Here is a 24,026-nt window from a genome sequence, read left to right on the forward strand (position 1 = left end):
ATAAAGTCAGCATATTGTCAATAATTTGACACTTCAGATGTATTAGATTTTGGCTCTACCAATAACTTTTTCTGCTGCTATATGTGATAAAAAACCTGAACGACTCCCGTATTCTGGATGGCTTGCGACGAATTGATCGATACGGCGGATCAGCAATGATGGAAGAGTGACGTTGATTTTTTCTGACTTCCCCAATAATCGGGTAATATCTACATCAACTAATGCCCATATTGCCCCCATATATTCAGGGTTTGTCAGATAGTTTTCCACGCTGGTCGCTTCTGGTACTACTTCGTTATCATCAACCAGCAATTCGATATGCGCTTCAATTGCTTCACGGGCGCTTTCTATCGCGTCTGTAAAATTATCTCCGCCAGAAAAGCAACCTGGGATATCTGGGACACGGACGCCGAAGGATGAATTACCTTTGTCAATGGCAACTGGATATAACATTTACACCTCCAAGAAGTGGGCTAAAGCCCCGCCTGTTTTTGGATACTTTTTAATGTTGGTAAAGGTATGTCCTTTTGTGGGTGTTTTACCGTTACCAGTCCTTTCTTGGTCGGATGTTTGAACTGATGATGACTGCCTTTAACCCTCACCAGATACCATCCGTCAGCTTCTATCATTGCTATCGCGTTTCTGCTATCCATCCTCCAGTTCTCTTGTTTTGTCTTTGTAGGGTTATAATAACCCTGTAATGTTATGTGTCAAGATAATAGGGGTTATTGGCGTTATTATTAGCTGCTAGAACAGCTAAAAAGTCGGCCATCCCAGTTTCATGAGCTAATATTAATCATAAGAAAATCTTGTCAGAATTGTTTGTAACTTAGTGGTGGAAGCAAGTCACTGCAATTGTTTTTGTACAAATAAATTTAAAGGGCAAAACGAATGAAAGCGTTGATCGTAATTGACATGCTGAACGATTTTGTCACAGGATTACTCGCCAATGAGGCGGATGCGATGAAGATCGTACCGGTAATTAAACGGCTGATTGATCATGCCCGGCGTCAACCGGATTGGCTGGTGGTTTATGCTAATGATGCTCAATGAGGAGCATCATGACTTCACTGAGAGAAAGGGAAGCTTCGCGGCGACGTTTGAGCAAGCCATTTTCAATTAACTGTTGATGCCAGAGAGGAATAAATTGTTGGCAAAAGTCATCGACGCCGCAGTAAAGTTCTTCTAAATTAGATATGCCTGAGGATCTCCACGATTCTGTTTTATTTGACAAAAACTTTGATCGTGCCTCAGGCACTTAGTTCCCTTCTTAAGCAAACCTCAGGTTACTTGATTAAAATACCATGGACGATAGCCAGCAGGATCAGGATTAACAGAAAGACAAATTCTATGACGCTTATTAATAGGATCATATACAATAATAATATATTCATTGCTTAATGAATATAAGTCATAACCTTCCCCAAATCCTGATTTTTTTAGCATTACTTGTAATCAGCCCCTAGTTATTCGCGTTCTAAACCTGTGAGTGACAAAATAGTCGGCTACCCGAACAATATTTCTTATACCCATCATGGGTATTGGTGTTGATGGTGGGTATGAAAAGTGCTATCATTCTCTTGGTTTTGATTAAAGAGAGGGATAATGTCTAGCGATGAACTAATAAAGCAAATCAAAGCGGTTGGCTGGAATTTTGTGCGAGCCAATGGTTCGCATCATGTTTTCGAGAAATCAGGGGAACCCAGCCCGATAGTAATTCCGCATCCGCGCAAAGATTTGGCGGTCGGGACGCTCAATAAAATACTTAAACAAGCAGGACTGAAATAACTTAATTAAGCGGTTGAAAGGCCGCTCTTTAATCAAAGAGAAGGTGTAAGCATGAGATATCCTATTTATTTACATCAGGCTGACGACGGATCGTTTTCCGGTTTTGTGCCAGACGTGATCGGATGTTACTTTGCTGGCGATACCATTGACGACGCTATTAGCGATGCTCAAAACGCATTAGATACTTATTTTGAATACATGAGCGAAAAGGGTGAGGCTCCAGTACAAGCCAGAACTGTTGCTGACCATCTAAGCAATGAAGATTGCACCGGCGGCAGTTGGGCTTATGTTGACATGGATTTAACTAAATACGATGGAAAAGCCATCAAGCTAAACATTACTATGCCCCAACTTTTGTTGGGTAGAATTGATGAATACGTGAACTCACATCGTGAGTATCATAGCCGCAGCGGATTCTTGGCTGAATTGGCTCGGCGTGAGCTGTCGAAACACTCGTAAGATAATCCCTCTATCAAAACCATGAAAAGCCCGCTAACAGCGGGTTTTTTCTTTTAAGAATACCAAAGTGACATGACTAACCTCAGTTTCGTTTAAAAATAGCGATATCACAATCCCGTAAATTCAAGCTCGGTTTTTAACCCTTGTACCCGTGCTTTGACTGGATGACGATCATCTTTATTTCCTGAGGTCAACTTAACCGCCAAAAGTTCACCACAATCATTGATAATCAGATGAAGTTTAAAGCCATAAAACCGTCTGTACACGTTTTCCCTCGCTGTGCGACGCCCTCAAATACGCGATGACGGGGAATACGGAGGTTGTGACAAACGGCAATTTTGGTTGAATCAATAAAAGCGATCCCCTGGGTTTCAGCCTTGCGTGACGAAAGAAAAGCACAGAGGGGAATGAGCGCCTTTTGCTTCAAGGTTAACATCCGGGTATAGCTGACCAATTTGGGAAAATCGGCCTGAAGATAGTGTTTAACATGCTGAATATAAAACGTTTTAAAATCACGATAATGGCTCATGTGGAATAAAATGAGGAGCGTCATGACTTCACTGAGAGAAAGGGAAACTTCGCGGCGACGTTTGAGCAAGCCATTTTCAATTAACTGTTGATGCCAGAGAGGAATAAATTGTTGGCAAAAGTCATCGAGCAGTAAAGTTCTTCTAAATTAGATGTGCCTGAGGATCTCCACGATTTTGTTTTATCTAGCAAAAACTTTGATCGTGCCTCAGGCACTTAGTCCCCTTCTTAAGCAAACCTCAGGTTAAATAATAAGTTAGTGAAAGTTAAACAGCGGGTAAATTACGTCCATAGTAAATTTCTTGTATCTCTTTTTTTAAGAGATGGGTAATTTCCAGCTTTTCAGTTTCACTTAATTGCTCTGGTGTGGCATTAAATAAACAATCATTCAGGTCAAATTCTTTTAGCATCATTTTTGTATGAAATAAATTTTCCTGATAAATATTGACATCCATCATGTAATACTGTGATTGCACTTCTTCGGTCATATAATTCTGAATAGAACTGATTTCGTGATCGATATAGTGCTTCACGCCATTCACATCTCTGGTGAAACCACGGACGCGATAATCCATTGTGACAATATCCGATTCCAATTCGTGGATCAGATAGTTCAGCGCTTTGAGAGGTGAAATAACACCGCAGGTTGATACTTCAATATCAGCCCGGAAAGTGCATATGCCACCGCCCGGATGACTCTCTGGGTAAGTGTGGACACAGATATGGCTCTTATCCAAATGAGCAACGACAGAATCGGGTAATGGACCTGGATTTTCAGTATTGTCTACATCCTTTGGATCCATCGGCTCTTCGCTGACGAGTATAGTGACACTTGCCCCTTGTGGCTCATAGTCTTGGCGGGCAATATTCAGAATATTTGCACCAATGATCAAACAGGTTTCGCTGAGAATTTCCGTTAAACGATTAGCGTTATATTGTTCGTCAATGTAGGCGATATAACTATCCCGATCAGCTTGGCTTTTTGCATAGCAGATATCATAAATACAAAAACTCAGGCTTTTTGTCAGGTTATTAAAGCCGTGCAATTTCAGCTTGTGCAATTTATTTCACCTCTTGGCTTATGGGTGATTATGGGTTCTTGGATAGTGCATCCAGCAGATATTGCGGTAGAGCAAAGCTACCTACGTGAACGGCTGGGTTGTAGTAGCGGCAGGTAAAACCTGCGGCATTAAAGCGCTGTTGCAGTGTTGTCGGATCTACATGACGTAATGCCCGGTTCTGGCTTGCCCATGCAAAGGTCATTATTCCACCATAATAGGTTGGAATAGCAGCCTGATAGAAACTGCTGTCAGCGAAATAGTTGCTCAATTTTTTATGGCTGGTTACCGCTTCATCCTGTTGTAGAAGACAGACGCCATTCTGGGCAACAAAAATGCCACCTTCATTCAGACAGCGCTGGCAACCTTGATAGAATTCCGATGTGAATAATCCTTCACCAGGTCCGATCGGATCCGTGCAGTCAGAAATAATGACATCGAATTTCTGGTCGGTGGTGCTAACGAAATTAACACCATCGTCAATGACCAGGTTGAAGCGCGGATCATCATAAGCACCGGCATTATGGTTAGGCAGATACTGACGGCAGAATTCAACTACGCCGGCATCAATTTCAACCATAGTAACGCTTTCAAGGTATTGATGACGACAGACTTCGCGCAGCATACCGCCATCGCCACCGCCGATAATCAGCACGCGTTTGGCGTTTCCGTGGGCGAACAGAGGAACATGAGCCATCATTTCGTGGTAGATAAATTCATCACGTTCAGTCGTTTGTACTGTACCATCCAGCGCCATGATGCGGCCTAACTCCGCATTTTCAAAGATAATCAAATCCTGATGCTCAGTTTTATCGTGATAAAGCACTTTATCGACCGAAAAATACTGACCAAAATTGGCGTGCAGGGTTTCGTACCAAGTTTCTTTTTGTGACATGCCGCAGCTTTCCTCCACTGTGATGGCCGTGAAAATTGGGCTCACATAATAGCCAACAATCCTCACAGTTGCACGGTGAAATTTACCCCTTAAGGGGTATGAGGGGAGGAACTACTTCACGTAGGCAAATAGGCTCAACGAATCTCTGGCGAGGGCATGGCACTTTATCGCATTGGAGAGGTAAATACCTTTCAGATCCTGATAGCTTTCTTCATTGAGTCTATCCATCAATTGGCTGTTGTAATTGGTCAAATCCCACTTATTACGTTGAGCGAAATAGATAATGGCCCGCTTAATTTCCCGGTCAGGGATTTGGCTGTAACCACAGTCATATTTTAGATAGATAAACACCGCTGTCAGATCTGCCAGATCTTCAGCTTCATTTTCTGTCAGCGCTTTTGCGGGGTGGGAAAAACCGAAAAGAACTAATAGGTAAGTCAATAAGGCTAATTTTCGCATTTGTATTATTATAATGAATTCATGTCAGGTTACGTTAACATATTAATATCTTTGTCCGGAAAAATATATTTTTTTAAATTACTGTAAAGATCGATTTAAATCACATTCCCATCGCTTGACCTTCCCGTAAGGGTAACCTTTACGTTGCTGCTATGTGTTATTTTTTGCCAGTTTAATCAGGAGATTGATATGCAACGACGTGATTTTATTAAATTAAGTGCCGTTATCGGTGTCTCCGGTATGTTACCTGTCTGGAGCTGTTTCTCCTTTGCTGAACCCTATCCGGCGCTCCCCATTCCTCCACAGATAGAGCCAGATGCATCAGGTAAAATTGCTATTGAAATCAAAGCCGGGCAATCCTGTTTTAGAGCGGGATCGGTGACTAAAACTTGGGGTTACAATGGTGATTTACTTGGCCCGGCATTGAAATTGACTTCAGGTAAACCTGTCACTATCGATATTCGTAATCATCTGCCGGAAGAGACGACGGTTCACTGGCACGGTCTGGAAATTACCGGGGAGGCTGATGGTGGTCCACATGCGATGATTGCACCAGGTGGGAGTCGAACCGTGAGTTTTACCCTTGAACAACCGGAAGCAACTTGCTGGTTCCATCCGCATACACATGGTAATACGGGTTATCAGGTGGCAATGGGGCTTGGTGGATTAGTACTGATTGAAGATGAGAACAGCATTAAAACGGGTTTGCCAAACCAATGGGGGGTGGATGATGTTCCGGTGATTTTACAGGATAAACGCTTGAATAAAGAGGGTCAGATTGATTATCAACTGGATGTGATGAGTGCTGCTGTTGGTTGGTTTGGCGATATGATGTTGACCAACGGCGTTGTTTTACCTCAGCATATCGCGCCACGTGGTTGGTTACGCCTGCGTTTGCTGAATGGTTGTAATGCCCGCAGCCTGAATATTGCTGCTGGTGATGGCCGAGAATTGTATGTTGTTGCCAGTGATGGTGGCTTGTTAGCAGAACCCGTTGCGGTTAATAAGTTATCGATTCTGTCGGGAGAACGTTTTGAAGTCGTGGTGAATACGTCGGATGGAAAACCTTTCGATCTGGTGACGTTACCGGTGGTTCAGATGGGAATGACATTACCGCCGTTCGATCAGCCATTACCAGTTTTACGTATTCAACCTCAGCTTTTTTCCAGCCGCACAATATTGTCGGAGCAGCTTGTCGCTCTTCCTGCCTTGCCTTCCCTAAAGGGCTTGAATAGACGTAATTTGCATCTGGCGATGGATGGTCGTCTGGATATGCAGGGGATGATGCTGTTGTCTCAGCGCTACGGTGAGCAAGCTATGGCGGGTATGGGAATGCATCATGGGAATATGAACCACGGAGATATGCATCATGGCGGTGAATTCAATTTCCATCATGCGAATACCATCAATGGGCAGGCTTTCTCTATGACAGAACCTGCTTTTGATGTTAAACAGGGGCAATATGAGCACTGGGTGATTTCGGGGGTTGGCGATATGATGCTGCATCCGTTCCATATCCACGGTACCCGTTTCCGCATTTTGCGTGAAAATGGCCGCAAACCTGCTGCTCACCGCAGTGGCTGGAAAGATATTGTTCATGTGGAAGGTAAGGAGAGTGAAGTGCTGGTTCAGTTCAATCATACGGCGGGAGCTAAATATCCATTTATGGCGCATTGTCATCTGCTGGAGCATGAGGATACCGGTATGATGCTGGGTTTTACTGTTAGTAAATAATCTTGCTCACATTGCCTCTTATTTGGTTTTATCGTGTTTTTTAGGCCATGGTGGCGGTCAGTATCAATAGAACACCACAAAGCGTTGTACAGTGATTACTGTAGGCACTAAAATAGACGCAGATTTTTGAGTGTTATTTGTCCTGTTTAAATGAAGGTGTTGAGATGCTTAATGTAAGGTTTGACTCAGAAAAGGCTGTAGAGGCTATTCTGTATGTTGCCTCTGTAGCGCCAATCCCTGATATTTATCATGTGGGTAAAATTCTGTATTTTGCTGACAGGCTCCATTTAGAATATTATGGACGGCTTATTACTGGTGATAACTATCTTGCGATGAAAGATGGGCCTGTCGCAGAAAATGCTTATGATATTATAAAGATAGCCAGAGGTGACGGGCGCTTTATTCCAAATGGGTGTGACATTGATGTTATTCGATCATCTTTGTCAGTAGACGGCAGTAATGGAAATCATCAGGTGCGTGCGTTACGTAATTTCAATGAAGATGTATTCAGTGATTCAGATATTAATTGCATAAATGAAGCAATTGAGAAGTATGGGAATCTTTCTTTTAAAGAAATACGTGATATCAGTCACGATAGCGTTTGGATGGCCGCTGATCAGAATGGTGAAATTCCATTGGAAGTAATAGCGGCCAGTTGCAAAGATGGTGACAAATTAGTTGCTTATCTGACTTCTGCTGAGTAGCTGATGACTAATCTTGGTGACAAATTTCCTGCATCTTTTAGGGCAGATTTCTTAGCCCGGCAGAGTTTAGCTATGGGAGATGTTCTTTATCTTCACTGTCCTTTTACAACGCCTCCAAAGTTAAAATATCTGTTGGTTTGCTACTGTGAGCCGCTGCTTGTTCTGATAATTAATTCTAAAATCAGCGAATTTATCCAATTACGGCAGGAGCTTCTTCAATGTCAGGTTGATCTGCTTCAGAAAGATCATAAGTTTTTGCAATGGGATTCGTTTGTTAATTGTATAGATGCTCATGCGGCATTTGATATTAATGATATTAAGGGAAAAATCAGCACTGATTATCATAATATTGTTAAAGGTAAAGTCGCTGATTATTGTATGCGTGAAGTTTATAAGGCGGTTAAATGTTCCCCGACGATGAAACGTGGACAGAAACGCAAAATATTAGAGTCACTAGAACGATTTGTTGGTTAGCTGTATCTTATTCTGTTCAAAAGAACGGAGTATCAATCGGCATACTAATAATCATGATTTTCACTGTGCTTTATCATGATTATTATTTTTAAAAACAATTGGTTATATTTATAATGAAACACACTGTAGAAGTTATGATCTCCGAACAGGAGGTTAAGCAACGTATCGCTGAGTTGGGAAAACAGATCACTGAACACTATCGTGACAGTGGCAACGAGCTGGTTATGGTCGGGTTACTGAGAGGCTCATTTATTTTTATGGCTGATTTGTGCCGTGAAATTCAGGTTCCTCATGAAGTGGATTTTATGACGGCTTCCAGTTATGGCAGCGGTATGAATTCCACCCGCGATGTGAAAATTCTTAAAGATTTGGATGAAGATATTCGTGGCAAACATGTGCTGATTGTGGAAGACATTATTGATTCAGGTAATACTCTGAATAAAGTGCGTGAAATTCTGGCACTGCGTGAGCCAAAATCACTGGCAATCTGTACTTTGCTTGATAAACCTTCCCGCCGTGAAGTTGATGTTCCGGTTGAATGGATTGGTTACTCAATTGAAGATAAATTTGTTGTGGGTTACGGTATTGATTATGCGCAGCATTATCGCCATTTGCCTTATATCGGCCATGTGATTTTGTTGGAAGAGTAATTTTGACAGAATCTGGAAGCGGCAGCTTTCGGGTTGCCGTTTTTATTTTGTGATTCAGGAATGATGTATAGGGCTGCGTCCCTATCTACATTTCGGCACTGGTGCCTAATACGGCTTCCGGTCGTAGAACCATATCGGCAGATATCCCTGATTAACAGTAGAATTTATTCCAATATGTATGGCCTTTTGTCACCTTGCAGCTCTTGACCAGCGACTGGGTTTAAGCAAGCCTCAATAATATCCCTTCGTTGAAATATTGCCATTACACTTCATTCCCTACAGGCTTACTGGCATCCCATTCTTTTAAGATTTCAGGCATTGGTGCTTCTGAGTCACATAAAGCAAGTCGATCGGCTAATTTGTACTTGGGACGATGGTTTACCGCAGAGATCACGGTTTTCCTTTGTTCTTCGACAATTGATAATTGGTCACCCTCTTTCAGGTAGAGGGATTTCAATAGTTGAGCTGGAATAATAGTACCAACAGAGTTTGCAATTTTTCTGACATGAGTGAGCATAGAACTTTCCTCGCAAGTAACTGTTATCACATTGTTGACACTTTAGAGTGGTCTTACCGAAATATCAACATTGTTATTACAGGTAATGTGATTAGATCGCCCATAAAAATGTTCTTTTTCATGAACTATTTTGTTTTCTTTTTATTACCATATGCGTACATTCGTAAAATAAAGAAATCAAAATAGATACTTGATATTTAAATAGGCAGCGATTTAATAAAATGAAAATCTGTATTAATCTTCGTTTAATTACGCTGTAGAAGAGGTTAAATATAACCTTTTCTACAGCGTATTTTGTTATACCCGTTATCTTTCAAGTTGCCTCTTTGTTGGCTGCACTCGCTCACCCCGGTCACATAGTGAGCTATGCTCCTGGGGATTCGCTCCCTTGCCGTCGCGATGCATCTTGAAATCTATAGGGTATAGTTACCTGAAAACTTACTTTTTATTCGTCAGTTTGGATACGGTCTGACGATAGGCAAGTTCCAGCTTTTCACGACTGTCAGCCGTGACGTCCAGATCCTGCAACTGACCATTATGGATACCGTAAACCCAGCCGTGGATCATCACTTTCTGTCCCCGTTTCCATGCGGCTTGCATAATAGTTGAGTGACCAAGGTTATACACTTGTTCGACAACGTTGATTTCGCACAGACGGTTCAGGCGTTCATTAGGCGGTAATTCACCTAGCATAGAACTGTGTTTATACCAGAGATCGCGGATATGCAGCAGCCAGTTGTTAATCAATCCCAGTTCAGTGCCATCAATTGCGGCTTCGATACCACCACAGCCATAATGGCCGCAGATAATAATATGTTCAACTTCCAGTACGTCTATTGCGTATTGAATAACAGAAAGACAATTTAAGTCAGTATGGATAACCAGGTTTGCCACATTTCTGTGCACAAACAGGTCACCGGGAGCGGCATCAATCAGTTTTTCTGCGGGTACCCGACTGTCTGAGCAACCAATCCACAAGAAATGGGGTTTCTGAGACTTTGCTAATTCTTTGAAAAATTTTGGGTTTTCTTCGTTAACCGATTCTGACCACTGCTTGTTATTGGCAAGCAACTCTTCTATTTTTTTCATCATGGTGAATAGCCTGATAGCGTTTATTTAAGATAGAATCATATACAACATCAATTAAAATTTTAATATTTTGTTGCTGTTTGTTTTTCATCTTTCTACTGTTTTTGCAAAGAAAACCAGGCAGGAAAGGCGCATTATATTTTCATATTGCACGCAAAAGCGGCCAGATAATAAAGGTTTTTTTAATTTATGACTTATGCATTGGAGTTAACGCAGCTTACCAAGACCTACACTGGTGATGTTAAGGCGCTGCGTGGGATTGACCTGAATGTAGAAGCAGGAGATTTCTACGCGTTATTGGGTCCGAACGGTGCAGGGAAGTCCACCACAATCGGTATTATCAGTTCTCTGGTAAACAAAAGCAGCGGTAAGGTTAAGGTGTTTGGCTACGATATTGATACGGATATTGTGAATGCCAAGCGCCAGTTAGGTCTTGTTCCGCAGGAGTTTAACTTTAACCCGTTTGAAACGGTGTTGCAGATTGTTCTCAATCAGGCGGGTTATTACGGTGTGCCGCGAAAAGTGGCTCAAGCCAGAGCGAAAACTTATCTGTCAAAATTGGATCTGTGGGAAAAACGCGATCAACGGGCGATCCGCTTGTCTGGTGGTATGAAACGGCGTCTGATGATTGTACGTGCTTTGATGCATCAGCCTAAATTATTAATCCTTGATGAGCCGACAGCCGGTGTTGATATTGAACTGCGCCGCTCTATGTGGAATTTTTTGCAAGAGTTGAATGCACAGGGAACAACGATCATTCTGACCACGCACTATCTGGAAGAGGCAGAAATGCTATGCCGTAATATTGGTATTATTCAGCATGGTGAGCTGGTGGAAAACACCAGTATGAAAAATTTACTTAGTCAGGTGGAATCTGAAACGTTCTTCTTCGATCTGGCGACGAAAAGTCCAGCGCCTGAACTTGCCGGATATAATTACCGGGTGATAGACACATCGACCCTGGAAGTCGATGTTCAGCGTGAACAGGGGTTAAATGGTGTATTTACCCAATTAAATGCTCAGGGTATTCAGATCCCAAGTATGCGTAATAAAGCAAACCGTCTGGAAGAGTTGTTTGTCAGTTTGGTGAACAACAAGCAAGGAGACCGTAAATGATTCAGCTGTACTGGGTGGCGCTAAAAACGCTCTGGATTAAAGAAATTACCCGTTTTGGTCGTATCTGGGTACAGACTTTATTACCGCCGGTTATCACTATGTCACTCTATTTTGTTATTTTTGGTAGTTTGATCGGTTCGCGGATTGGACAAATGGGCGGTGTGGATTATATGCAGTTTATTGTCCCTGGCCTGATTATGATGGCAGTGATTACTAACTCTTATGCCAATGTTTCTTCTTCTTTCTTTGGGGCGAAATTTCAGCGCAGTATTGAGGAATTATTGGTAGCGCCGGTTCCAACACATATTGTTATTGCAGGTTTTGTGGGTGGTGGTGTTGCCCGCGGTGTTTGTGTTGGTATTCTGGTGACATTGGTTTCTCTGTTTTTTGTTCCGCTTCATATTCATGCGTGGTGGATGATTGTTGTCACTTTGCTGATGACATCAATTCTGTTCTCGCTGGGTGGTTTGCTGAATTCTATTTTTGCTAAGACATTTGATGATATCAGCATTATTCCGACCTTCGTATTAACGCCTCTGACTTATCTTGGCGGGGTGTTTTATTCGCTGACATTATTACCGCCATTTTGGCAAGCTGTTTCCAAACTGAATCCGATCGTTTATATGATTAGTGGTTTCCGTTACGGCTTTATGGGAATTACCGATGTTTCTTTAACAGTAACGTTGGGTGTTTTGACTGCGTTTATTGCGGTTTTTTATTTTGTCGCCTGGTATTTGATTGAAACAGGGCGGGGGTTGAGGACTTAAATAGCTTCATAAATGAAAAACCCCGAAACCATTGATTATGATTTCGGGGCTGATATTCCTTCGCTTTATGTTGGGGAACTGGCACCATGACTAAGATGGGAGAAGAACCGTCAACTAGCTACGTGAAAAACTGTACATCTTATTGATGATACTGTCAATTGATTCATAACCTTGTGATAATGATATAAATCAAGGTCAGGACAATTTATTATGCCTTATAACTATGATTACTCAGAGCCAGAACGGTTATTGAGCAAAGCTCGTTTAACAAGCTATAGAACATCGTTGATAACTACGAATAATTCCCAATTATTTGGTGCGTATTGTTGGAATCTTGCTGTAGTGAGTGCTTTTTATCCATTAGTTCAATTGATAGAAGTTGCTCTTCGTAATGCCATGAATAATGTTGCCCAGGCGAAATATTTTGGTGCCTCTGGTCAATATTGGTTCGATTTAATTCCCTTTAATCAGGATATAAATGATCAAGGGCAATCGATAAGTGCTGAACAAGTTAAAAATTTCAAAGCTAATATAAAATCAGCTAAAAAATCAGCAATGAGATCACTTGAAGAAAAAGGTATTGTTTCGTCTATACCAACATTGGATCAGGTGATTTCCCAAACTGATTTTTCCACTTGGGAATATTTGCTAGATAAACATTTCTATGATGGTTCTGATAATCATTTTCTCTGGCCTAACGGACTCAGCAAAGTATTTAAAAAGTTACCACGTGTCGGCGTTAGAAAAAATATTGCATTTCATCAAAGGGATATTATTCGCCGTCGTATCGAAGAGGTCCGTGTATTTCGTAATCGTATATCACACAATGAACCGGCATGGCGTGTGAACAATGTGACTGCAAAAGAGGATGTAATTAGTACTCTTACAGAACGATTAAACGGTATGATGGAGCTATTATTCTGGGTCTCCCCGAAATTTAGTCAGTACGTTAGAGATGTAGGAATTGAGGCTAGAATTAAACAAATGCTTCATATCGTTGAGATGAACAGATATATGCAATCTTTTGAAAGGCATGAAATTAACGATATTGATAATTTAATCGATTTGGCTAACAGAGTTAATAGTGAAAATCATCGATGCTATTTTAACGTTAGCGGTAAGTTGGGAATATTGGTGCCTTGTAATACATTTCTTTTGCAATGAATAACGATTTCATTAAAAGTTGCTATTTATAATAGCCCCCTAAATTTTGCTTGCCAATTTTAGGGGACTGTTTAACTCAAGCCACTTGAACCGGAACGGCTTTGGCAATACGGCTCATAATATTGTCACCGTCAAAGTAAGCCATATTAGGCTTATGATGACGGGCATCTTCGTCAGAAATTTGTATATATGAGCAGATAATTAACTTATGACCTACCTTAGCACGGTGAGCCGCTGCTCCGTTGACTGAAATGATTCTGGAACCACGTTCAGCGGCAATAGCATAAGTGGAAAAACGTTCGCCGTTATCCACGTTATAGATATCAATGGCTTCATATTCCAGAATACCGGCTGCATCCATAAAGTTCTGATCAATTGCACAGGAACCTTCATAATGCAGATCTGCCTGAGTGACTTTCACTCGGTGCAATTTCCCTTGTAGCATAGTGCGCAACATGGTTTTCTCCTGATTTGATGACAACTTAGAACCTGTTATTTTATTTTTCTGCGCCAATAACGTCTGACAGAACAGACTATTATTGAGTTAAATCGACCTGCTGATTATCGATTAATCGGGTTTGCCCTAACCAGGCGGCCATCAGAATAACCGCGTTTTTACTTTCGGTATTCAACGGTGTCAGAGTTTCGGCATCACGGATAAACAACTCATCAGGCATAAAACCAGCTTGGCGTAGCTGTTCGGAAGCTTGAGTGAGTAATTGTTCTGTGTGGCGTTCACCTTGCGCCATTTTTTCAGCGATAGATTTCATGATCTTGCTGAGTTCTGGCGCAATTCTATGTTCATCGGCGGTTAAATTGTTATTACGCGAACTCAGTGCCAGGCCATTTTTATCGCGTACCGTTGGTACTGAAACCAAAGTAATATCATAAGCCAGATCGGCAATCATCTTGCGGATAAGTTGTAATTGCTGAAAATCTTTCTCGCCAAAATAGGTTAAATCCGGTTGCACCAGATTGAACAGTTTGCTCACCACGGTTGAAACACCGCGGAAATGACCAGGACGGCTGGCACCTTCCAGTATGGTAGAAAGTTCAGGAACTTCAACATACGTCTGATGTTCCATACCATTGGGGTATATTTCCTTATCGGAGGGGGCAAAGACCAGATCAGCACCATGTTGGTGAAGTTTTTCGCAATCTTTTTGTAAGGTACGTGGATATCTTGCCAGATCATCCTGACGATTAAACTGCATCGGGTTAACGAAGATACTGACGATGACAATATCTGCCTGCCCTTTGGCTTCATCAACTAATGTCATATGGCCGTTGTGCAGGTTACCCATTGTTGGCACCAATGCAATGCGTTTCCCTTCCTGACGCCAGCGGCGGATTTCACGGCGTAGAATCGGTACTGTTTCGACAATCAGCATTGCTTAATACTCCTTAATGTGTTCAAAGTCTTCGGGCTAACAAGGATAATTTATTAATCAAATGAATGTTCTTTACCAGGATAGGATCCACTTTCTACCTGCTCTTTATACAGGCGGATGGCATCGCGCATATTTCCTGCCTCTTCAAGGAAGTTTTTCGCAAATTTAGGTGGTCTGGCGGTAATTCCCAGTGCGTCATGCATCACCAAAACTTGTCCGTCAGTCACATTACCGGCACCAATACCAATCACCGGGATTTGTAATTCATCGGTAATCCGTTTAGCTAATTCGGTAGGGACACACTCCAGCACCAGCAATTGTATGCCCGCTTGTTCCAGTGTAATCGCATCTTTTATCAACTGATTAGCCGATTTTTCATCACGTCCCTGGACTTTATAACCCCCAAGAACATGAACAGACTGAGGCGTTAGTCCCAAATGAGCGCAAACAGGTACGGAACGTTCGGTAAGCATCTTAGTGGTATCGCTTAACCAACTGCCGCCCTCAATTTTCACCATGTTAGCTCCGGCACGCATAAGTTTGGCGGCGTTTTCACAACTTTGTTCCGGTGTGGCATAACTCATGAAAGGCATATCGGCAATAAGGAAAGTATAGGGCGCACCAGCACGGACGCAACGAGTGTGGTAGACAATATCTTCGACAGTCACTGGAATGGTGGTATTAGCCCCTTGTAATGTCATACCCAGTGAATCACCAACCAGCATGACATCAATACCTTGCCCGGCAAATAGCTGGGCAAAGCTGGAGTCGTAAGCGGTAATAGTAGCGAATTTACGTTTTTCTTTTTTGAGCTGATTCAGATCAGCCATGGTGATGGGTTTCATTATCTATCTTCCTCCTGCAATTTTTCTTGTTATATACAGAAATCGGCCACGGACTGAACTGAGATCCTTATCTACAATGATTAGGATCAGAGGGCTGCGGTGGCTGCCAGAGTACCAGGCCGTTTTCCGGGATATGTTTCAGTCTTTCAGATAAAGCTTCCCCATCAGGAAATACCAGGTCAGGGGCGATTTCAGCCAACGGGTAGAGCATGAATTCGCGTTGTTTCAGTCCATAGTGGGGGATGGTTAAGCGTTCGGTATCAATCACCTGATCACCAAATAGCATGATATCCAGATCAAGTGTCCTTGGCCCCCAACGTTCATCTTTTCTGACTCGTCCCTGAGCCAGTTCAATCGCCTGAGTGTGATTGAGCAGCTCTTCCGGTGCCAGAGTGGTTTCCAGTGCTACCGCCATATTCAGAAAGTCAGGCTGATTTTGTGGCCCCATCGGTTTGGTTCGATACCATGAGGAGCTGGCAATAAACTCTGTTTCCGGTAAATCTTTTAATGCAGCAAGTGCATTTTTTACTTGCTGCACAGGTTCTGCCAGGTTGCTGCCAACCGCGATATAAACACAGGTCATGATGATCAGCTGTCCCTGCTCAGTCTTGGTTTATAGTGGCGGCGTGGTCGTGTGCGACGACGGACAATATCACTGCCCAGCTCAGAAATCATACTCCGTTGTTGTGATGCATTGGCTTGCTGGAATGCTTCCCACCAATGAGCAAGGTCTTTTAGCTCATTGCGGCTTTCGACATTGGCACGCAGTTCCAGCAGGTCATAGGCGGCACGGAATTTAGGGTGTTCCATCAGTTTGTTTGCCCGTCTACCATGGCGGCGTGGCAGACGTAACTGCAATTGCCAGATATCACGCATGATGGTTGTCAGGCGCTTAGGAATGGCAAGAGAGTGGCACTGTTCGTCCAGAATATCATTCATCGCCAGGGCGAAGGAGTCGTAGTAAGTCAGACCACTTTCCTGAGACAGCTTTTCTGCATGTTCAACCAATGGATACCAAAGCATTGAGGCGAACAGAAACGCGGGGTTAACCCGTTTATCATTTTGTAGCCGATAGTCGGTATTCTTCAAAACCTGATTGAGCATACGTTCCATAGGCGAATCGTTATTTTCGGTGAAATAGCGTTGGACCAATGGGAATAACGGTTGAAACAGGCGGTATTTGCGCAGAAGTTTATAAGTGCTGTAGCCTTGACCTGTTTGCAACAATTTTAACGATTCTTCAAACAGACGAGCTGGTGGAATATTACTCAGCAGAAAAGCCAGACGGGAAATAGGCTCGGCAGTATCTTCGCTGATTGTCATATCCAGTTTGCTGGCGAAGCGAACTGCACGCAGCATTCTGACCGGATCTTCCCGATAACGGGTTTCTGGATCGCCAATTAAACGGATAACACCGGTTTCCAGATCATTAAGGCCACCGGCATAATCACGCAGAGAGAAATCGTTGATGCCGTAATAAAGGCTGTTAATGGTGAAATCACGGCGCATAGCATCTTCTTCAATTGAACCAAAGATGTTATCCCGTAACAACATACCGCTCTGAGCCTGTTGTGACTGATTTTTATCGTCAGAATCAGTCTGCTCATGTGGTCCACGGAATGTTGCGACTTCAATCACTTCCGGGCCAAACATAATATGGGCTAAACGAAAGCGGCGTCCAACCAGACGGCAGTTGCGAAATAATTTACGGACTTGTTCTGGTGTTGCATTGGTTGCAATATCAAAATCTTTCGGTTGTGTGCCGAGTAGTAAGTCACGGACACCACCGCCGACCAGATAAGCTTCAAAGCCGGATTTATTTAAACGATAAAGTACTTTCAGGGCATTTTCACTGATATCTTTGCGGGAAATATTGTGCTGCTCCCGTGGAATTACCGTTATTGGTAAATCCAAATGAAGACTCTCCTGCTCAACCTTCCTTTGTGTTTTCACGTTGGATGAGGACTGATGGGTTTTTTTGCGATTAGAGTGAAGAGTTACGTACTCTTCCTGAGTAGAATGGTCAGATACGGTGACTGGCCTTTCACTGGCTGCCTGTAGCTCGCGGTTAATTTTCCCCTCGCGGATCAATAAATTACGGCAGAAATTTGCTACTCGGTTAAAAATGGTACACCTCGATAAGTAACTAATCATATAAAACGAATAAAAAACAGCAGCTAATCATAGCCTACTGTGTATTTTTTGAGAATGGTTGTTATGACTAACCTTAACTTTATTCACGTTACCTGTATATTTTACCTTGCCGTGGAATTCGATCCAAATCCCAACGTGCTGTTGCTTTTTTCAACAATTGATCGCGGGAAAGATCTTGCCAGTTTTTTATGACAGGCTGATTAAGAAAAGATAATGCTTCAATTAATAACGGCCGGGGATCATCTAATGGGATTGGCTGGGCGTGATTTTGTTTGGAAAGTTTGTTGCCGTCCTTATTCAGAACCAGTGGCAGGTGAATGTAATCAGGTAGCTTGAGATTTAATTGCTGATAAAGTGCAATCTGGCGGACAGTTGGCTCAATTAAATCAGCGCCTCTGACGACTTCAGTCACGCCTTGGTAATCATCATCGATAACAACTACTAAATTATAGGCAAATAGACCATCACGACGATGAATAATAAAATCTTCTTCAGCCATGACAGGATCGGCGTTTAGGTATCCCTGCAACTTATCTTTAAAACCATAAACAGGGTTGTTTTGTTTTAGCCGGATTGCGGCGTGATTAACAGGCAAATTTAATTCACGGCAGTTTCTGTCATAAAAACCATTAGCTTGCTGAATACGTTGACGGGGACAGGTGCAATAATAGCTTAAGCCCTGTTGTTGCAACTGATTAAGTATATGACGGTAAGCCTCATGGCGTTGAGATTGATAGAGAATCTTATCATCCCAATGTAACCCATAATGCTCAAGAGCGTGGAGAATACGGCTGGCCGCACCGGGAACCTCCCTCGGTGGATCAATGTTGTCAATTCGTATCAGCCACTTTCCCTGACAAGCCCGGGCTTGCAAATAGCTGCCAATTGCGGTGATTAATGAACCAAAGTGAAGATCACCAGAAGGTGAGGGGGCGAAACGCCCAATATAAGCGCGGGGACGTTCAGGTTTTATCATATGAGGATCAGCGAGGGTTGTTCGTACGGCGCCGTTAAGGCGCCGTATCAAAACACCATTAATTAGCCTGCCATCTGCTTTTCACGGATTTCGGCCAGGGTTTTACAATCAATACACAAATCTGCGGTTGGACGGGCTTCCAAACGACGGATGCCTATCTCAACGCCACAGGATTCACAAAAACCGAAATCGTCGTCTTCGACTTTTTTCAGTGTCTTCTCGATCTTCTTAATCAATTTACGTTCACGATCACGGTTACGTAATTCAAGACTGAACTCTTCTTCCTGCGCTGCACGGTCAACTGGGTCTGGGAAGTTCGCTGCCTCATCTTGCATATGAGATACAGTACGATCGACTTCATCCCTGAGCTGATTGCGCCATGCTTCAAGAATTAGCTTGAAATGCGCCAACTGGGCATCGTTCATGTATTCTTCACCTGGCTTCTCTTGGTAAGGTTCTACCCCAGCGATGGCGAGAATGCTTAAGGACGAGGTTTTACGTTTTTGCCCTTCTTGCATAATACTTCTCCTAACACACGCACTATCAAACGAACCCCTAGCGGGGAAAAAAACAGGCCGCTATAAATAGCAGATGGAGCATGGGTTGGCAATTGTTCCTGCCATTAGTTTCACAATGGTGTGAAGACAAACGTAGTGAATGACTTTACACCCTCTACAACTTGACTGTAAATATTAGGTCAATCAATAAATTAACGACTTAGTACAAAAGTTAACTTATCGCCTAAAACCATCCCTTTTTCTGTAATGCTTGCCTGGTAACAGATAACTTCGACCCCAGAGTTTCGCGCTTGTTCCAAAAGAGATGAATAATTGTGATCAATATGCGCAGCCGCCGCGACTTGCCTGATGCCAGAATGCAAGACCGCAAAAAATAAAACCGCTCTTTGTCCTTGCTCCGCTATGTGTTGTAGTTCCCGTAAGTGTTTCTGCCCACGGGTAGTAACAGCATCGGGGAAATAGCCACAATTTTCCTGGAGAAGCGTCACTGATTTCACTTCGATATAGCAATTAATTTGTTGCTCTGCCTGTAACAACAGATCTATCCGGCTACTCTCTTTGCCATATTTTACTTCCCGGCTGATTTTTTTGTATTCAGAAAATTCTGAAATCGCATTTTGTTGAATCGCCTCGGCCACTAAATCGTTTGCTCTGAGCGTATTGACACAAATCCAGTGACCATCCTGTGTTTCGGTCAATTCCCAACTGTTGGGATACTTACGCTTTGGATTGTCAGATGTGGAGTACCAAACGGTATCTCCTGGCGTAGCGCAGCCAGTCATCGCGCCAGTGTTGGCGCAGTGGATAGTCAGTGTTTCACCTTCCGGTGTGATGACATCAGCCAGGAAACGTTTATAACGACGAATCAGAGTGGCGGATTGTAAGGGAGGATGGAACTCCATAAAAACTCCTTAATGACTGATGGCATAAGATTGAAGCAGGCAATGCTACAATGTTGGCCGTTGAAAGTTAACTTTCTTTAATGGAGTATTTGTGTCTTTACTGCCTGTATACGAGGTCGTCGAATCTGTCCTGAGTGCGCTGAAAAGCTCACCACAGGTGCTGCTTCATGCGCCTGCCGGTGCTGGAAAATCTACGGGTTTGCCACTGGAAATTCTGAAAAGAGCAGATTTTTCCGGACGTATCATTATGTTAGAACCACGGCGGATTGCCGCTCGCAGCGTTGCCAATCGTCTTGCGGTTCAACTGAATGAAAATACCGGTCAGACCGTGGGTTATCGGATGCGCTCAGAAACGAAAGTGAGCACGGCTACCCGTCTTGAAGTGGTAACCGAAGGTATTTTAACCCGTATGTTACAGCAAGATCCGATGCTGGAAGGTGTTTCACTGGTGATTCTGGATGAATTCCATGAGCGCAGCTTACAGGCTGATTTAGCGCTGGCATTATTGCTGGATGTACAGGCAGGGTTGCGGGATGATCTGAGGATAACGCATGGTGAAAAAGCAGCAAATGCAATGGAATCAACAAGGTGCACATTACTTGCTCCAGACACGCACAGCGGTACTCAATGATGATTTAAAAGCCCGGTTTGAACACTGGTATCTGAGAATAAAATTAGACGAAGAAGAAACAGAACATTATTTGACATAAGTAGCCGTTTCGGGTATATTGCCACAGTAGAGTCTAAGTTGCAACTAGTTTATGCGTGCTTATTTTTATTGAATATAGTTTCGTGTGTTTTAAAATTTATTACACTTTCCTAGGATTTTGGAGCCTGTAATCCATGAGCGGTAGCGTGCGTCATGATTTTATTCGCATACCTACAGTTGCGTTAATCCAGCAGGACTATCGCCGATTTCATAAAAACAGGTGGAAAGTCAGATTATTGTATTACCCCTTATAACAAGAATTCAGATAATTTATCTTATTAACTTAACATATTGAGTTGAAACTTATAAAGAGGATATTTTACTGAGATGAATCTTATAAATAAAGAAAAAATTCGCTATGTTTTTAGTCGAATAAAAAGGAAAGGTGTTCTAAATACAATTAGTGGTATAAATAGGAAGTATATTAAATCAAAGTTCATAGAGTCATTCTTATCTAAGTTAATAAGTAGTAAATTAGATGTGCCAGATTTCCCTAAGATTATACAAATAGAAACAAGAAGTGGCTGTAACTATTCCTGCTCATTTTGTCCTACAAATAAAGTCAAAATGAAACAAGGGAAAATGCAGCAAGAGCTATTTGATAAAATAGTGGAACAGTTAAAAGACTTTAATGGTTATATCAGTTTGTTTTTTAGGAATGAGCCATTGATGGATAAGAGAATTATAGATTGGGCTCAAAAGATAAAAAACGAAACAAATGCAAAAGTAATTATTCAGACAAATGGTTCCCTATTAAATGAAACAATTGCTAAGGAGCTTGGTAAATATGCTGAGTTAATAGTGAATGACTATACTGATGATAAAATAGTAATGAAGAAAATAGAAAAATGGAAGGAGAATATTACTGATAATTTAATATTTGTAACACGAGATGACTCTGAAAGCTTGACAAATCGTGCTGGAAATATTGGTGAAAAAAAGAAAGTATTTCTAAATAATTCATGTGTAAAACCATTTACCGAACTGACAATAACATTCAGTGGTACTGTTGTTTTGTGCTGTCAGGATTGGATGGAAGAAGCCATTATAGGAGATCTTAACCACCAAAGCATTCTTGAGATATGGAATTCAAATAATTTAAATGAAATTAGAGAGCAATTAAAGAATAGAAAGAGAGTTGGAATATGTGAATATTGTGATTTTGTTGGGGTATAAGAGATGAATATATTTGAGATAATTCAGAAGCAAGTATCCAAATGTTATGTAAAAGGGAATGACTGGAATTATTCGAAACATAAAGATATATATCTATATTTTAGTGATGAGCGTTGTTATGAAGTAGAATTGAAGGAATGTGCACAATTATCTCATATAAAGAATATAGATAGTATCATATTATTGCCGACACTATGGGGACGATGTGATAAATCTGAGGTCTTAGAAGCAATTCAAAGAGGAATAGAACAATGCATCAAATTTAATTCTGTATTAATGGTTAGTATTCAATCTAACTATAATCATAGAGAAGATATTATTGATAGTGTTCAAAAGCTTTTGAATAAAAATGAGGTTTACGACAAGTTGATATTGTTTCTTACAGATGTCAGGAGCAAAGCATATTCAATAAATCAAACTGTTCTTTTAGCAAGAAGGATAAACTGTTCAGCAGTTGGATGGATGGATGATGATGTTATTCTATCTGATGATGCATTTTTACACCTGTATGAAGATCTTCGCCGCAGAGGGTTTATAGGGAGTTCTGGTGCATTGAAATGCCCGACACCGAAAAAATATCCTACTTCAAAATTTTTGAATTTTGCCAAAAATAAAATGTCTACAAAGAAAACAAAATATCCACATGGTTGTTGTATGATGGTAGGTGTCTCATCAATAAAAAACTTGATTCCTGCCAGATATATTTGTGATGATGGTTTTTTCTTTTTTGAATTATTAGACATGAAATTAGAAAATCCTCAAAATAATATGAGGATCGTGGAAGAGTCTATATGTCAACATTATGTTGGAGGGAATGTTAAAGATACATATTTTCGTATACGTAGATCCATTATTAGCACTGTAGTCTATTGTGCTGATTATCCATTGGATAAGTGCTTGTATTATTTGAAAGAAGTTCAGTTCAATGGGTTGTTCCCCTCCACGTTTATCAATATACCTATTAAAGATAAGATTATAAAAAGTATACTTAAATTTATATTCTTAATATGGCATGTAATCATATTGATTGAGTTGTTTTTTAGAAAATTCTCAGGCAATCCGTTAAGAGAAATAGCATGGTCTGCATATTCTTGGGAAAAAACTGAAAGTTTGAGAGAAAAAAAATCTTTATTTGATTAATAAAATTGTTTTGTCAAACTAGGTCATTAAATTAATAACGTCAAAATAGGGTTTGCTATGGATATTTACAAATATATGTCTTCATGTAGAAAGTCAATAATCCCTATCATCGATCCATTTAAGTTTAATTATGAAATAAATATAAATAGATTATTAACCTTTCAAAAATATGCTCCTTTTTGTATAATAGCTAGTACGGATTGTGAAAACTTTGAAATGAAAGTATCTCCCTTTATAGCTGCCGCATCAAAGATTAAAACCATCCCTATCATAACGCATTTTCCTCCTCAGAAACCAAACGGATTTCCTTCATCACCTCACGCAGATGCATTTTTTGCCACATCAGTGATAAATTCCAATATGGAATACTATAGCTCTTTATCATTAGAGAGAGAGTCCATCAAGCAGAGTACTGAAAAGTATGGTGACAATTGTTTAATCAGTTCTGCTGCTCTTGTTCTAGGCAATGATGAAAAGTCTCAAAAATTTATTCATTCAAAAACTGTAGATCACTCAATAGAAAGTATTGCTAGAGCATTGGAAGGTATAGATTTCAATTTCTTTAAGGTTTTTTACCTTTACTCAAGAAACCGTGTTATTTCTAATGAAATATGCAGCTTTGTAAAATCTATTGTTGGAGATAATACACTTTTGTTTGTTAGTGGAGGAATATCAAACACTGAGCAGGTAAATAATCTGTTATATTCTGGTGCTGATTTTGTTTCAATTGGAACTGCATTTGAAGAAGCCAATTGGAATAACAATGCTATAAACATATTAAATAAAGAAAGAGTATATTAATGAGGGGGCTCT

General features: G+C 41.3%; 28 protein-coding genes and 3 pseudogenes. 15 read left to right on the forward strand and 16 right to left on the reverse strand.

Annotated features, from left to right (window positions below; genetic code table 11):
- Positions 1–42 precede the first annotated feature (42 nt).
- Positions 43–453 carry a type II toxin-antitoxin system HicB family antitoxin gene (locus ACGF63_RS09115; RefSeq protein ID WP_049583296.1) on the reverse strand — a complete coding sequence of 137 codons (411 nt, stop codon included), beginning with the start codon at positions 451–453 and terminating at the stop codon, positions 43–45.
- Positions 454–473: 20 nt separating this feature from the next.
- A complete protein-coding gene (locus ACGF63_RS09120; protein ID WP_049583294.1) occupies positions 474–653 on the reverse strand; it encodes a type II toxin-antitoxin system HicA family toxin in 180 nt (59 codons plus the stop codon).
- A 238-nt stretch (positions 654–891) separates the two neighbouring features.
- Between ACGF63_RS09120 and ACGF63_RS09125 the strand changes: the two genes are divergently transcribed.
- From ACGF63_RS09125 to ACGF63_RS09135, 3 genes are all read left to right on the forward strand, one after another.
- Positions 892–1,053: an isochorismatase family protein gene (locus tag ACGF63_RS09125; RefSeq protein WP_112877039.1), complete on the forward strand. Its 162-nt coding sequence runs from the start codon at positions 892–894 to the stop codon at positions 1,051–1,053.
- Between the two features lie 552 nt (positions 1,054–1,605).
- Entirely contained in the window at positions 1,606–1,788 is a 183-nt protein-coding gene (locus ACGF63_RS09130) for a type II toxin-antitoxin system HicA family toxin (RefSeq protein WP_036849727.1), read from the forward strand.
- A 51-nt stretch (positions 1,789–1,839) separates the two neighbouring features.
- Positions 1,840–2,247, forward strand: coding sequence for a type II toxin-antitoxin system HicB family antitoxin (locus ACGF63_RS09135; protein WP_036782624.1), 408 nt, complete (start codon positions 1,840–1,842; stop codon positions 2,245–2,247).
- A gap of 107 nt (positions 2,248–2,354) precedes the next feature.
- Here the strand turns inward: ACGF63_RS09135 and ACGF63_RS09140 are convergent.
- The 4 genes and pseudogenes from ACGF63_RS09140 to ACGF63_RS09155 all read right to left on the reverse strand — a co-directional run bounded on the left by ACGF63_RS09140 (position 2,355) and on the right by ACGF63_RS09155 (position 5,187).
- Positions 2,355–2,800, reverse strand: a pseudogene (locus ACGF63_RS09140) (IS982 family transposase).
- Between the two features lie 241 nt (positions 2,801–3,041).
- Positions 3,042–3,836, reverse strand: a complete 795-nt coding sequence (gene speD, locus ACGF63_RS09145) for an adenosylmethionine decarboxylase (RefSeq protein ID WP_036849728.1) — start codon at positions 3,834–3,836, stop codon at positions 3,042–3,044.
- A gap of 28 nt (positions 3,837–3,864) precedes the next feature.
- The gene (gene speE, locus ACGF63_RS09150; RefSeq protein WP_152963106.1) at positions 3,865–4,728 is read right to left on the reverse strand and encodes a polyamine aminopropyltransferase; all 864 of its coding nucleotides are present in this window, start codon (positions 4,726–4,728) and stop codon (positions 3,865–3,867) included.
- 111 nt (positions 4,729–4,839) lie between these two features.
- Entirely contained in the window at positions 4,840–5,187 is a 348-nt protein-coding gene (locus ACGF63_RS09155; protein ID WP_036849730.1) for a YacC family pilotin-like protein, read from the reverse strand.
- Positions 5,188–5,376: 189 nt separating this feature from the next.
- On the opposite strand from ACGF63_RS09155, the gene cueO reads away from it, so the two are divergent.
- The 4 genes from cueO (at position 5,377) to hpt (ending at position 8,749) form a co-directional block, all read left to right on the forward strand.
- Positions 5,377–6,921: a multicopper oxidase CueO gene (gene cueO / locus ACGF63_RS09160; RefSeq protein WP_152963105.1), complete on the forward strand. Its 1,545-nt coding sequence runs from the start codon at positions 5,377–5,379 to the stop codon at positions 6,919–6,921.
- A gap of 164 nt (positions 6,922–7,085) precedes the next feature.
- Positions 7,086–7,625, forward strand: a complete 540-nt coding sequence (locus ACGF63_RS09165) for a Panacea domain-containing protein (RefSeq protein WP_152963104.1) — start codon at positions 7,086–7,088, stop codon at positions 7,623–7,625.
- 3 nt (positions 7,626–7,628) lie between these two features.
- The gene (locus tag ACGF63_RS09170; protein ID WP_152963103.1) at positions 7,629–8,099 is read left to right on the forward strand and encodes a hypothetical protein; all 471 of its coding nucleotides are present in this window, start codon (positions 7,629–7,631) and stop codon (positions 8,097–8,099) included.
- Between the two features lie 113 nt (positions 8,100–8,212).
- On the forward strand, positions 8,213–8,749 hold the full coding sequence (gene hpt, locus ACGF63_RS09175) for a hypoxanthine phosphoribosyltransferase (RefSeq protein ID WP_036849734.1): 537 nt from the start codon (positions 8,213–8,215) through the stop codon (positions 8,747–8,749).
- 262 nt (positions 8,750–9,011) lie between these two features.
- Here hpt and ACGF63_RS09180 read toward each other — a convergent pair whose 3' ends face one another.
- Both ACGF63_RS09180 and can read right to left on the reverse strand, forming a co-directional pair.
- Positions 9,012–9,266, reverse strand: a complete 255-nt coding sequence (locus ACGF63_RS09180) for an addiction module antitoxin (protein WP_152963102.1) — start codon at positions 9,264–9,266, stop codon at positions 9,012–9,014.
- A gap of 438 nt (positions 9,267–9,704) precedes the next feature.
- Complete coding sequence (gene can / locus ACGF63_RS09185) at positions 9,705–10,358, reverse strand: carbonate dehydratase (protein WP_036849736.1); 654 nt, start codon at positions 10,356–10,358, stop codon at positions 9,705–9,707.
- A 186-nt stretch (positions 10,359–10,544) separates the two neighbouring features.
- On the opposite strand from can, the gene ACGF63_RS09190 reads away from it, so the two are divergent.
- The 3 genes from ACGF63_RS09190 to ACGF63_RS09200 all read left to right on the forward strand — a co-directional run bounded on the left by ACGF63_RS09190 (position 10,545) and on the right by ACGF63_RS09200 (position 13,402).
- Entirely contained in the window at positions 10,545–11,471 is a 927-nt protein-coding gene (locus tag ACGF63_RS09190) for an ABC transporter ATP-binding protein (RefSeq protein WP_036849737.1), read from the forward strand.
- Positions 11,468–12,238, forward strand: coding sequence for an ABC transporter permease (locus tag ACGF63_RS09195; RefSeq protein ID WP_036849738.1), 771 nt, complete (start codon positions 11,468–11,470; stop codon positions 12,236–12,238). Before ACGF63_RS09190 ends, ACGF63_RS09195 begins: the two co-directional genes overlap by 4 nt.
- Positions 12,239–12,448: 210 nt before the next feature.
- Positions 12,449–13,402 (forward strand): hypothetical protein, encoded by a 954-nt coding sequence (locus tag ACGF63_RS09200; protein WP_387630285.1) that lies wholly within the window; start codon positions 12,449–12,451, stop codon positions 13,400–13,402.
- 76 nt (positions 13,403–13,478) lie between these two features.
- On the opposite strand, the gene panD is transcribed toward ACGF63_RS09200, so the two are convergent.
- The 8 genes from panD to sfsA all read right to left on the reverse strand — a co-directional run bounded on the left by panD (position 13,479) and on the right by sfsA (position 20,188).
- Entirely contained in the window at positions 13,479–13,859 is a 381-nt protein-coding gene (panD, locus tag ACGF63_RS09205) for an aspartate 1-decarboxylase (RefSeq protein WP_023044121.1), read from the reverse strand.
- Positions 13,860–13,938: 79 nt separating this feature from the next.
- Entirely contained in the window at positions 13,939–14,793 is an 855-nt protein-coding gene (panC, locus tag ACGF63_RS09210) for a pantoate--beta-alanine ligase (RefSeq protein ID WP_152963100.1), read from the reverse strand.
- Between the two features lie 53 nt (positions 14,794–14,846).
- Positions 14,847–15,638, reverse strand: a complete 792-nt coding sequence (gene panB / locus ACGF63_RS09215) for a 3-methyl-2-oxobutanoate hydroxymethyltransferase (protein WP_036849740.1) — start codon at positions 15,636–15,638, stop codon at positions 14,847–14,849.
- Positions 15,639–15,705: 67 nt separating this feature from the next.
- Complete coding sequence (gene folK / locus ACGF63_RS09220; protein WP_036849741.1) at positions 15,706–16,221, reverse strand: 2-amino-4-hydroxy-6-hydroxymethyldihydropteridine diphosphokinase; 516 nt, start codon at positions 16,219–16,221, stop codon at positions 15,706–15,708.
- A 5-nt stretch (positions 16,222–16,226) separates the two neighbouring features.
- Complete coding sequence (pcnB, locus tag ACGF63_RS09225) at positions 16,227–17,729, reverse strand: polynucleotide adenylyltransferase PcnB (protein WP_387630290.1); 1,503 nt, start codon at positions 17,727–17,729, stop codon at positions 16,227–16,229.
- A 151-nt stretch (positions 17,730–17,880) separates the two neighbouring features.
- Positions 17,881–18,768: a tRNA glutamyl-Q(34) synthetase GluQRS gene (gene gluQRS / locus ACGF63_RS09230; RefSeq protein ID WP_387630292.1), complete on the reverse strand. Its 888-nt coding sequence runs from the start codon at positions 18,766–18,768 to the stop codon at positions 17,881–17,883.
- 62 nt (positions 18,769–18,830) lie between these two features.
- Positions 18,831–19,286: an RNA polymerase-binding protein DksA gene (dksA, locus tag ACGF63_RS09235; RefSeq protein ID WP_036840254.1), complete on the reverse strand. Its 456-nt coding sequence runs from the start codon at positions 19,284–19,286 to the stop codon at positions 18,831–18,833.
- A gap of 191 nt (positions 19,287–19,477) precedes the next feature.
- The gene (gene sfsA, locus ACGF63_RS09240; RefSeq protein WP_036849744.1) at positions 19,478–20,188 is read right to left on the reverse strand and encodes a DNA/RNA nuclease SfsA; all 711 of its coding nucleotides are present in this window, start codon (positions 20,186–20,188) and stop codon (positions 19,478–19,480) included.
- A 91-nt stretch (positions 20,189–20,279) separates the two neighbouring features.
- On the opposite strand from sfsA, the pseudogene ACGF63_RS09245 reads away from it, so the two are divergent.
- The 5 genes and pseudogenes from ACGF63_RS09245 to ACGF63_RS09265 all read left to right on the forward strand — a co-directional run.
- Positions 20,280–20,798: pseudogene (locus ACGF63_RS09245) on the forward strand (DEAD/DEAH box helicase); the annotation flags it as partial.
- A pseudogene (locus tag ACGF63_RS09250) lies at positions 20,737–20,898 on the forward strand (ISKra4 family transposase); the annotation flags it as partial. The pseudogenes ACGF63_RS09245 and ACGF63_RS09250, both read left to right, overlap by 62 nt.
- Before the next feature lie 326 nt (positions 20,899–21,224).
- Positions 21,225–22,073, forward strand: a complete 849-nt coding sequence (locus ACGF63_RS09255) for a radical SAM/SPASM domain-containing protein (protein ID WP_387630296.1) — start codon at positions 21,225–21,227, stop codon at positions 22,071–22,073.
- A 3-nt stretch (positions 22,074–22,076) separates the two neighbouring features.
- Entirely contained in the window at positions 22,077–23,213 is a 1,137-nt protein-coding gene (locus ACGF63_RS09260; protein WP_387630298.1) for a hypothetical protein, read from the forward strand.
- A gap of 57 nt (positions 23,214–23,270) precedes the next feature.
- Entirely contained in the window at positions 23,271–24,014 is a 744-nt protein-coding gene (locus tag ACGF63_RS09265) for a geranylgeranylglyceryl/heptaprenylglyceryl phosphate synthase (RefSeq protein ID WP_387630300.1), read from the forward strand.
- Positions 24,015–24,026 lie beyond the last annotated feature (12 nt).

Origin of the sequence: Photorhabdus sp. RM322S, from assembly GCF_042879395.1 — a bacterium.
Classification (GTDB): domain Bacteria; phylum Pseudomonadota; class Gammaproteobacteria; order Enterobacterales; family Enterobacteriaceae; genus Photorhabdus; species Photorhabdus khanii.

Excerpts from the sequence above, each read along its gene's own strand:
- ACGF63_RS09125 (WP_112877039.1), top strand. The coding sequence starts at position 892 with ATGAAAGCGTTGATCGTAATTGACATGCTGAACGATTTTGTCACAGGA.
- can (WP_036849736.1), bottom strand. The coding sequence starts at position 10,358 with ATGATGAAAAAAATAGAAGAGTTGCTTGCCAATAACAAGCAGTGGTCA.
- ACGF63_RS09135 (WP_036782624.1), top strand. The coding sequence starts at position 1,840 with ATGAGATATCCTATTTATTTACATCAGGCTGACGACGGATCGTTTTCC.
- ACGF63_RS09200 (WP_387630285.1), top strand. The coding sequence starts at position 12,449 with ATGCCTTATAACTATGATTACTCAGAGCCAGAACGGTTATTGAGCAAA.
- ACGF63_RS09260 (WP_387630298.1), top strand. The coding sequence starts at position 22,077 with ATGAATATATTTGAGATAATTCAGAAGCAAGTATCCAAATGTTATGTA.
- gluQRS (WP_387630292.1), bottom strand. The coding sequence starts at position 18,768 with ATGATAAAACCTGAACGTCCCCGCGCTTATATTGGGCGTTTCGCCCCC.
- ACGF63_RS09155 (WP_036849730.1), bottom strand. The coding sequence starts at position 5,187 with ATGCGAAAATTAGCCTTATTGACTTACCTATTAGTTCTTTTCGGTTTT.
- ACGF63_RS09190 (WP_036849737.1), top strand. The coding sequence starts at position 10,545 with ATGACTTATGCATTGGAGTTAACGCAGCTTACCAAGACCTACACTGGT.
- ACGF63_RS09170 (WP_152963103.1), top strand. The coding sequence starts at position 7,629 with ATGACTAATCTTGGTGACAAATTTCCTGCATCTTTTAGGGCAGATTTC.
- panC (WP_152963100.1), bottom strand. The coding sequence starts at position 14,793 with ATGCTGATTGTCGAAACAGTACCGATTCTACGCCGTGAAATCCGCCGC.
- folK (WP_036849741.1), bottom strand. The coding sequence starts at position 16,221 with ATGACCTGTGTTTATATCGCGGTTGGCAGCAACCTGGCAGAACCTGTG.
- ACGF63_RS09195 (WP_036849738.1), top strand. The coding sequence starts at position 11,468 with ATGATTCAGCTGTACTGGGTGGCGCTAAAAACGCTCTGGATTAAAGAA.
- hpt (WP_036849734.1), top strand. The coding sequence starts at position 8,213 with ATGAAACACACTGTAGAAGTTATGATCTCCGAACAGGAGGTTAAGCAA.
- ACGF63_RS09115 (WP_049583296.1), bottom strand. The coding sequence starts at position 453 with ATGTTATATCCAGTTGCCATTGACAAAGGTAATTCATCCTTCGGCGTC.
- ACGF63_RS09165 (WP_152963104.1), top strand. The coding sequence starts at position 7,086 with ATGCTTAATGTAAGGTTTGACTCAGAAAAGGCTGTAGAGGCTATTCTG.
- panD (WP_023044121.1), bottom strand. The coding sequence starts at position 13,859 with ATGTTGCGCACTATGCTACAAGGGAAATTGCACCGAGTGAAAGTCACT.
- sfsA (WP_036849744.1), bottom strand. The coding sequence starts at position 20,188 with ATGGAGTTCCATCCTCCCTTACAATCCGCCACTCTGATTCGTCGTTAT.
- dksA (WP_036840254.1), bottom strand. The coding sequence starts at position 19,286 with ATGCAAGAAGGGCAAAAACGTAAAACCTCGTCCTTAAGCATTCTCGCC.
- ACGF63_RS09180 (WP_152963102.1), bottom strand. The coding sequence starts at position 9,266 with ATGCTCACTCATGTCAGAAAAATTGCAAACTCTGTTGGTACTATTATT.
- ACGF63_RS09265 (WP_387630300.1), top strand. The coding sequence starts at position 23,271 with ATGGATATTTACAAATATATGTCTTCATGTAGAAAGTCAATAATCCCT.
- speE (WP_152963106.1), bottom strand. The coding sequence starts at position 4,728 with ATGTCACAAAAAGAAACTTGGTACGAAACCCTGCACGCCAATTTTGGT.
- ACGF63_RS09120 (WP_049583294.1), bottom strand. The coding sequence starts at position 653 with ATGGATAGCAGAAACGCGATAGCAATGATAGAAGCTGACGGATGGTAT.
- cueO (WP_152963105.1), top strand. The coding sequence starts at position 5,377 with ATGCAACGACGTGATTTTATTAAATTAAGTGCCGTTATCGGTGTCTCC.
- panB (WP_036849740.1), bottom strand. The coding sequence starts at position 15,638 with ATGAAACCCATCACCATGGCTGATCTGAATCAGCTCAAAAAAGAAAAA.
- ACGF63_RS09130 (WP_036849727.1), top strand. The coding sequence starts at position 1,606 with ATGTCTAGCGATGAACTAATAAAGCAAATCAAAGCGGTTGGCTGGAAT.
- ACGF63_RS09255 (WP_387630296.1), top strand. The coding sequence starts at position 21,225 with ATGAATCTTATAAATAAAGAAAAAATTCGCTATGTTTTTAGTCGAATA.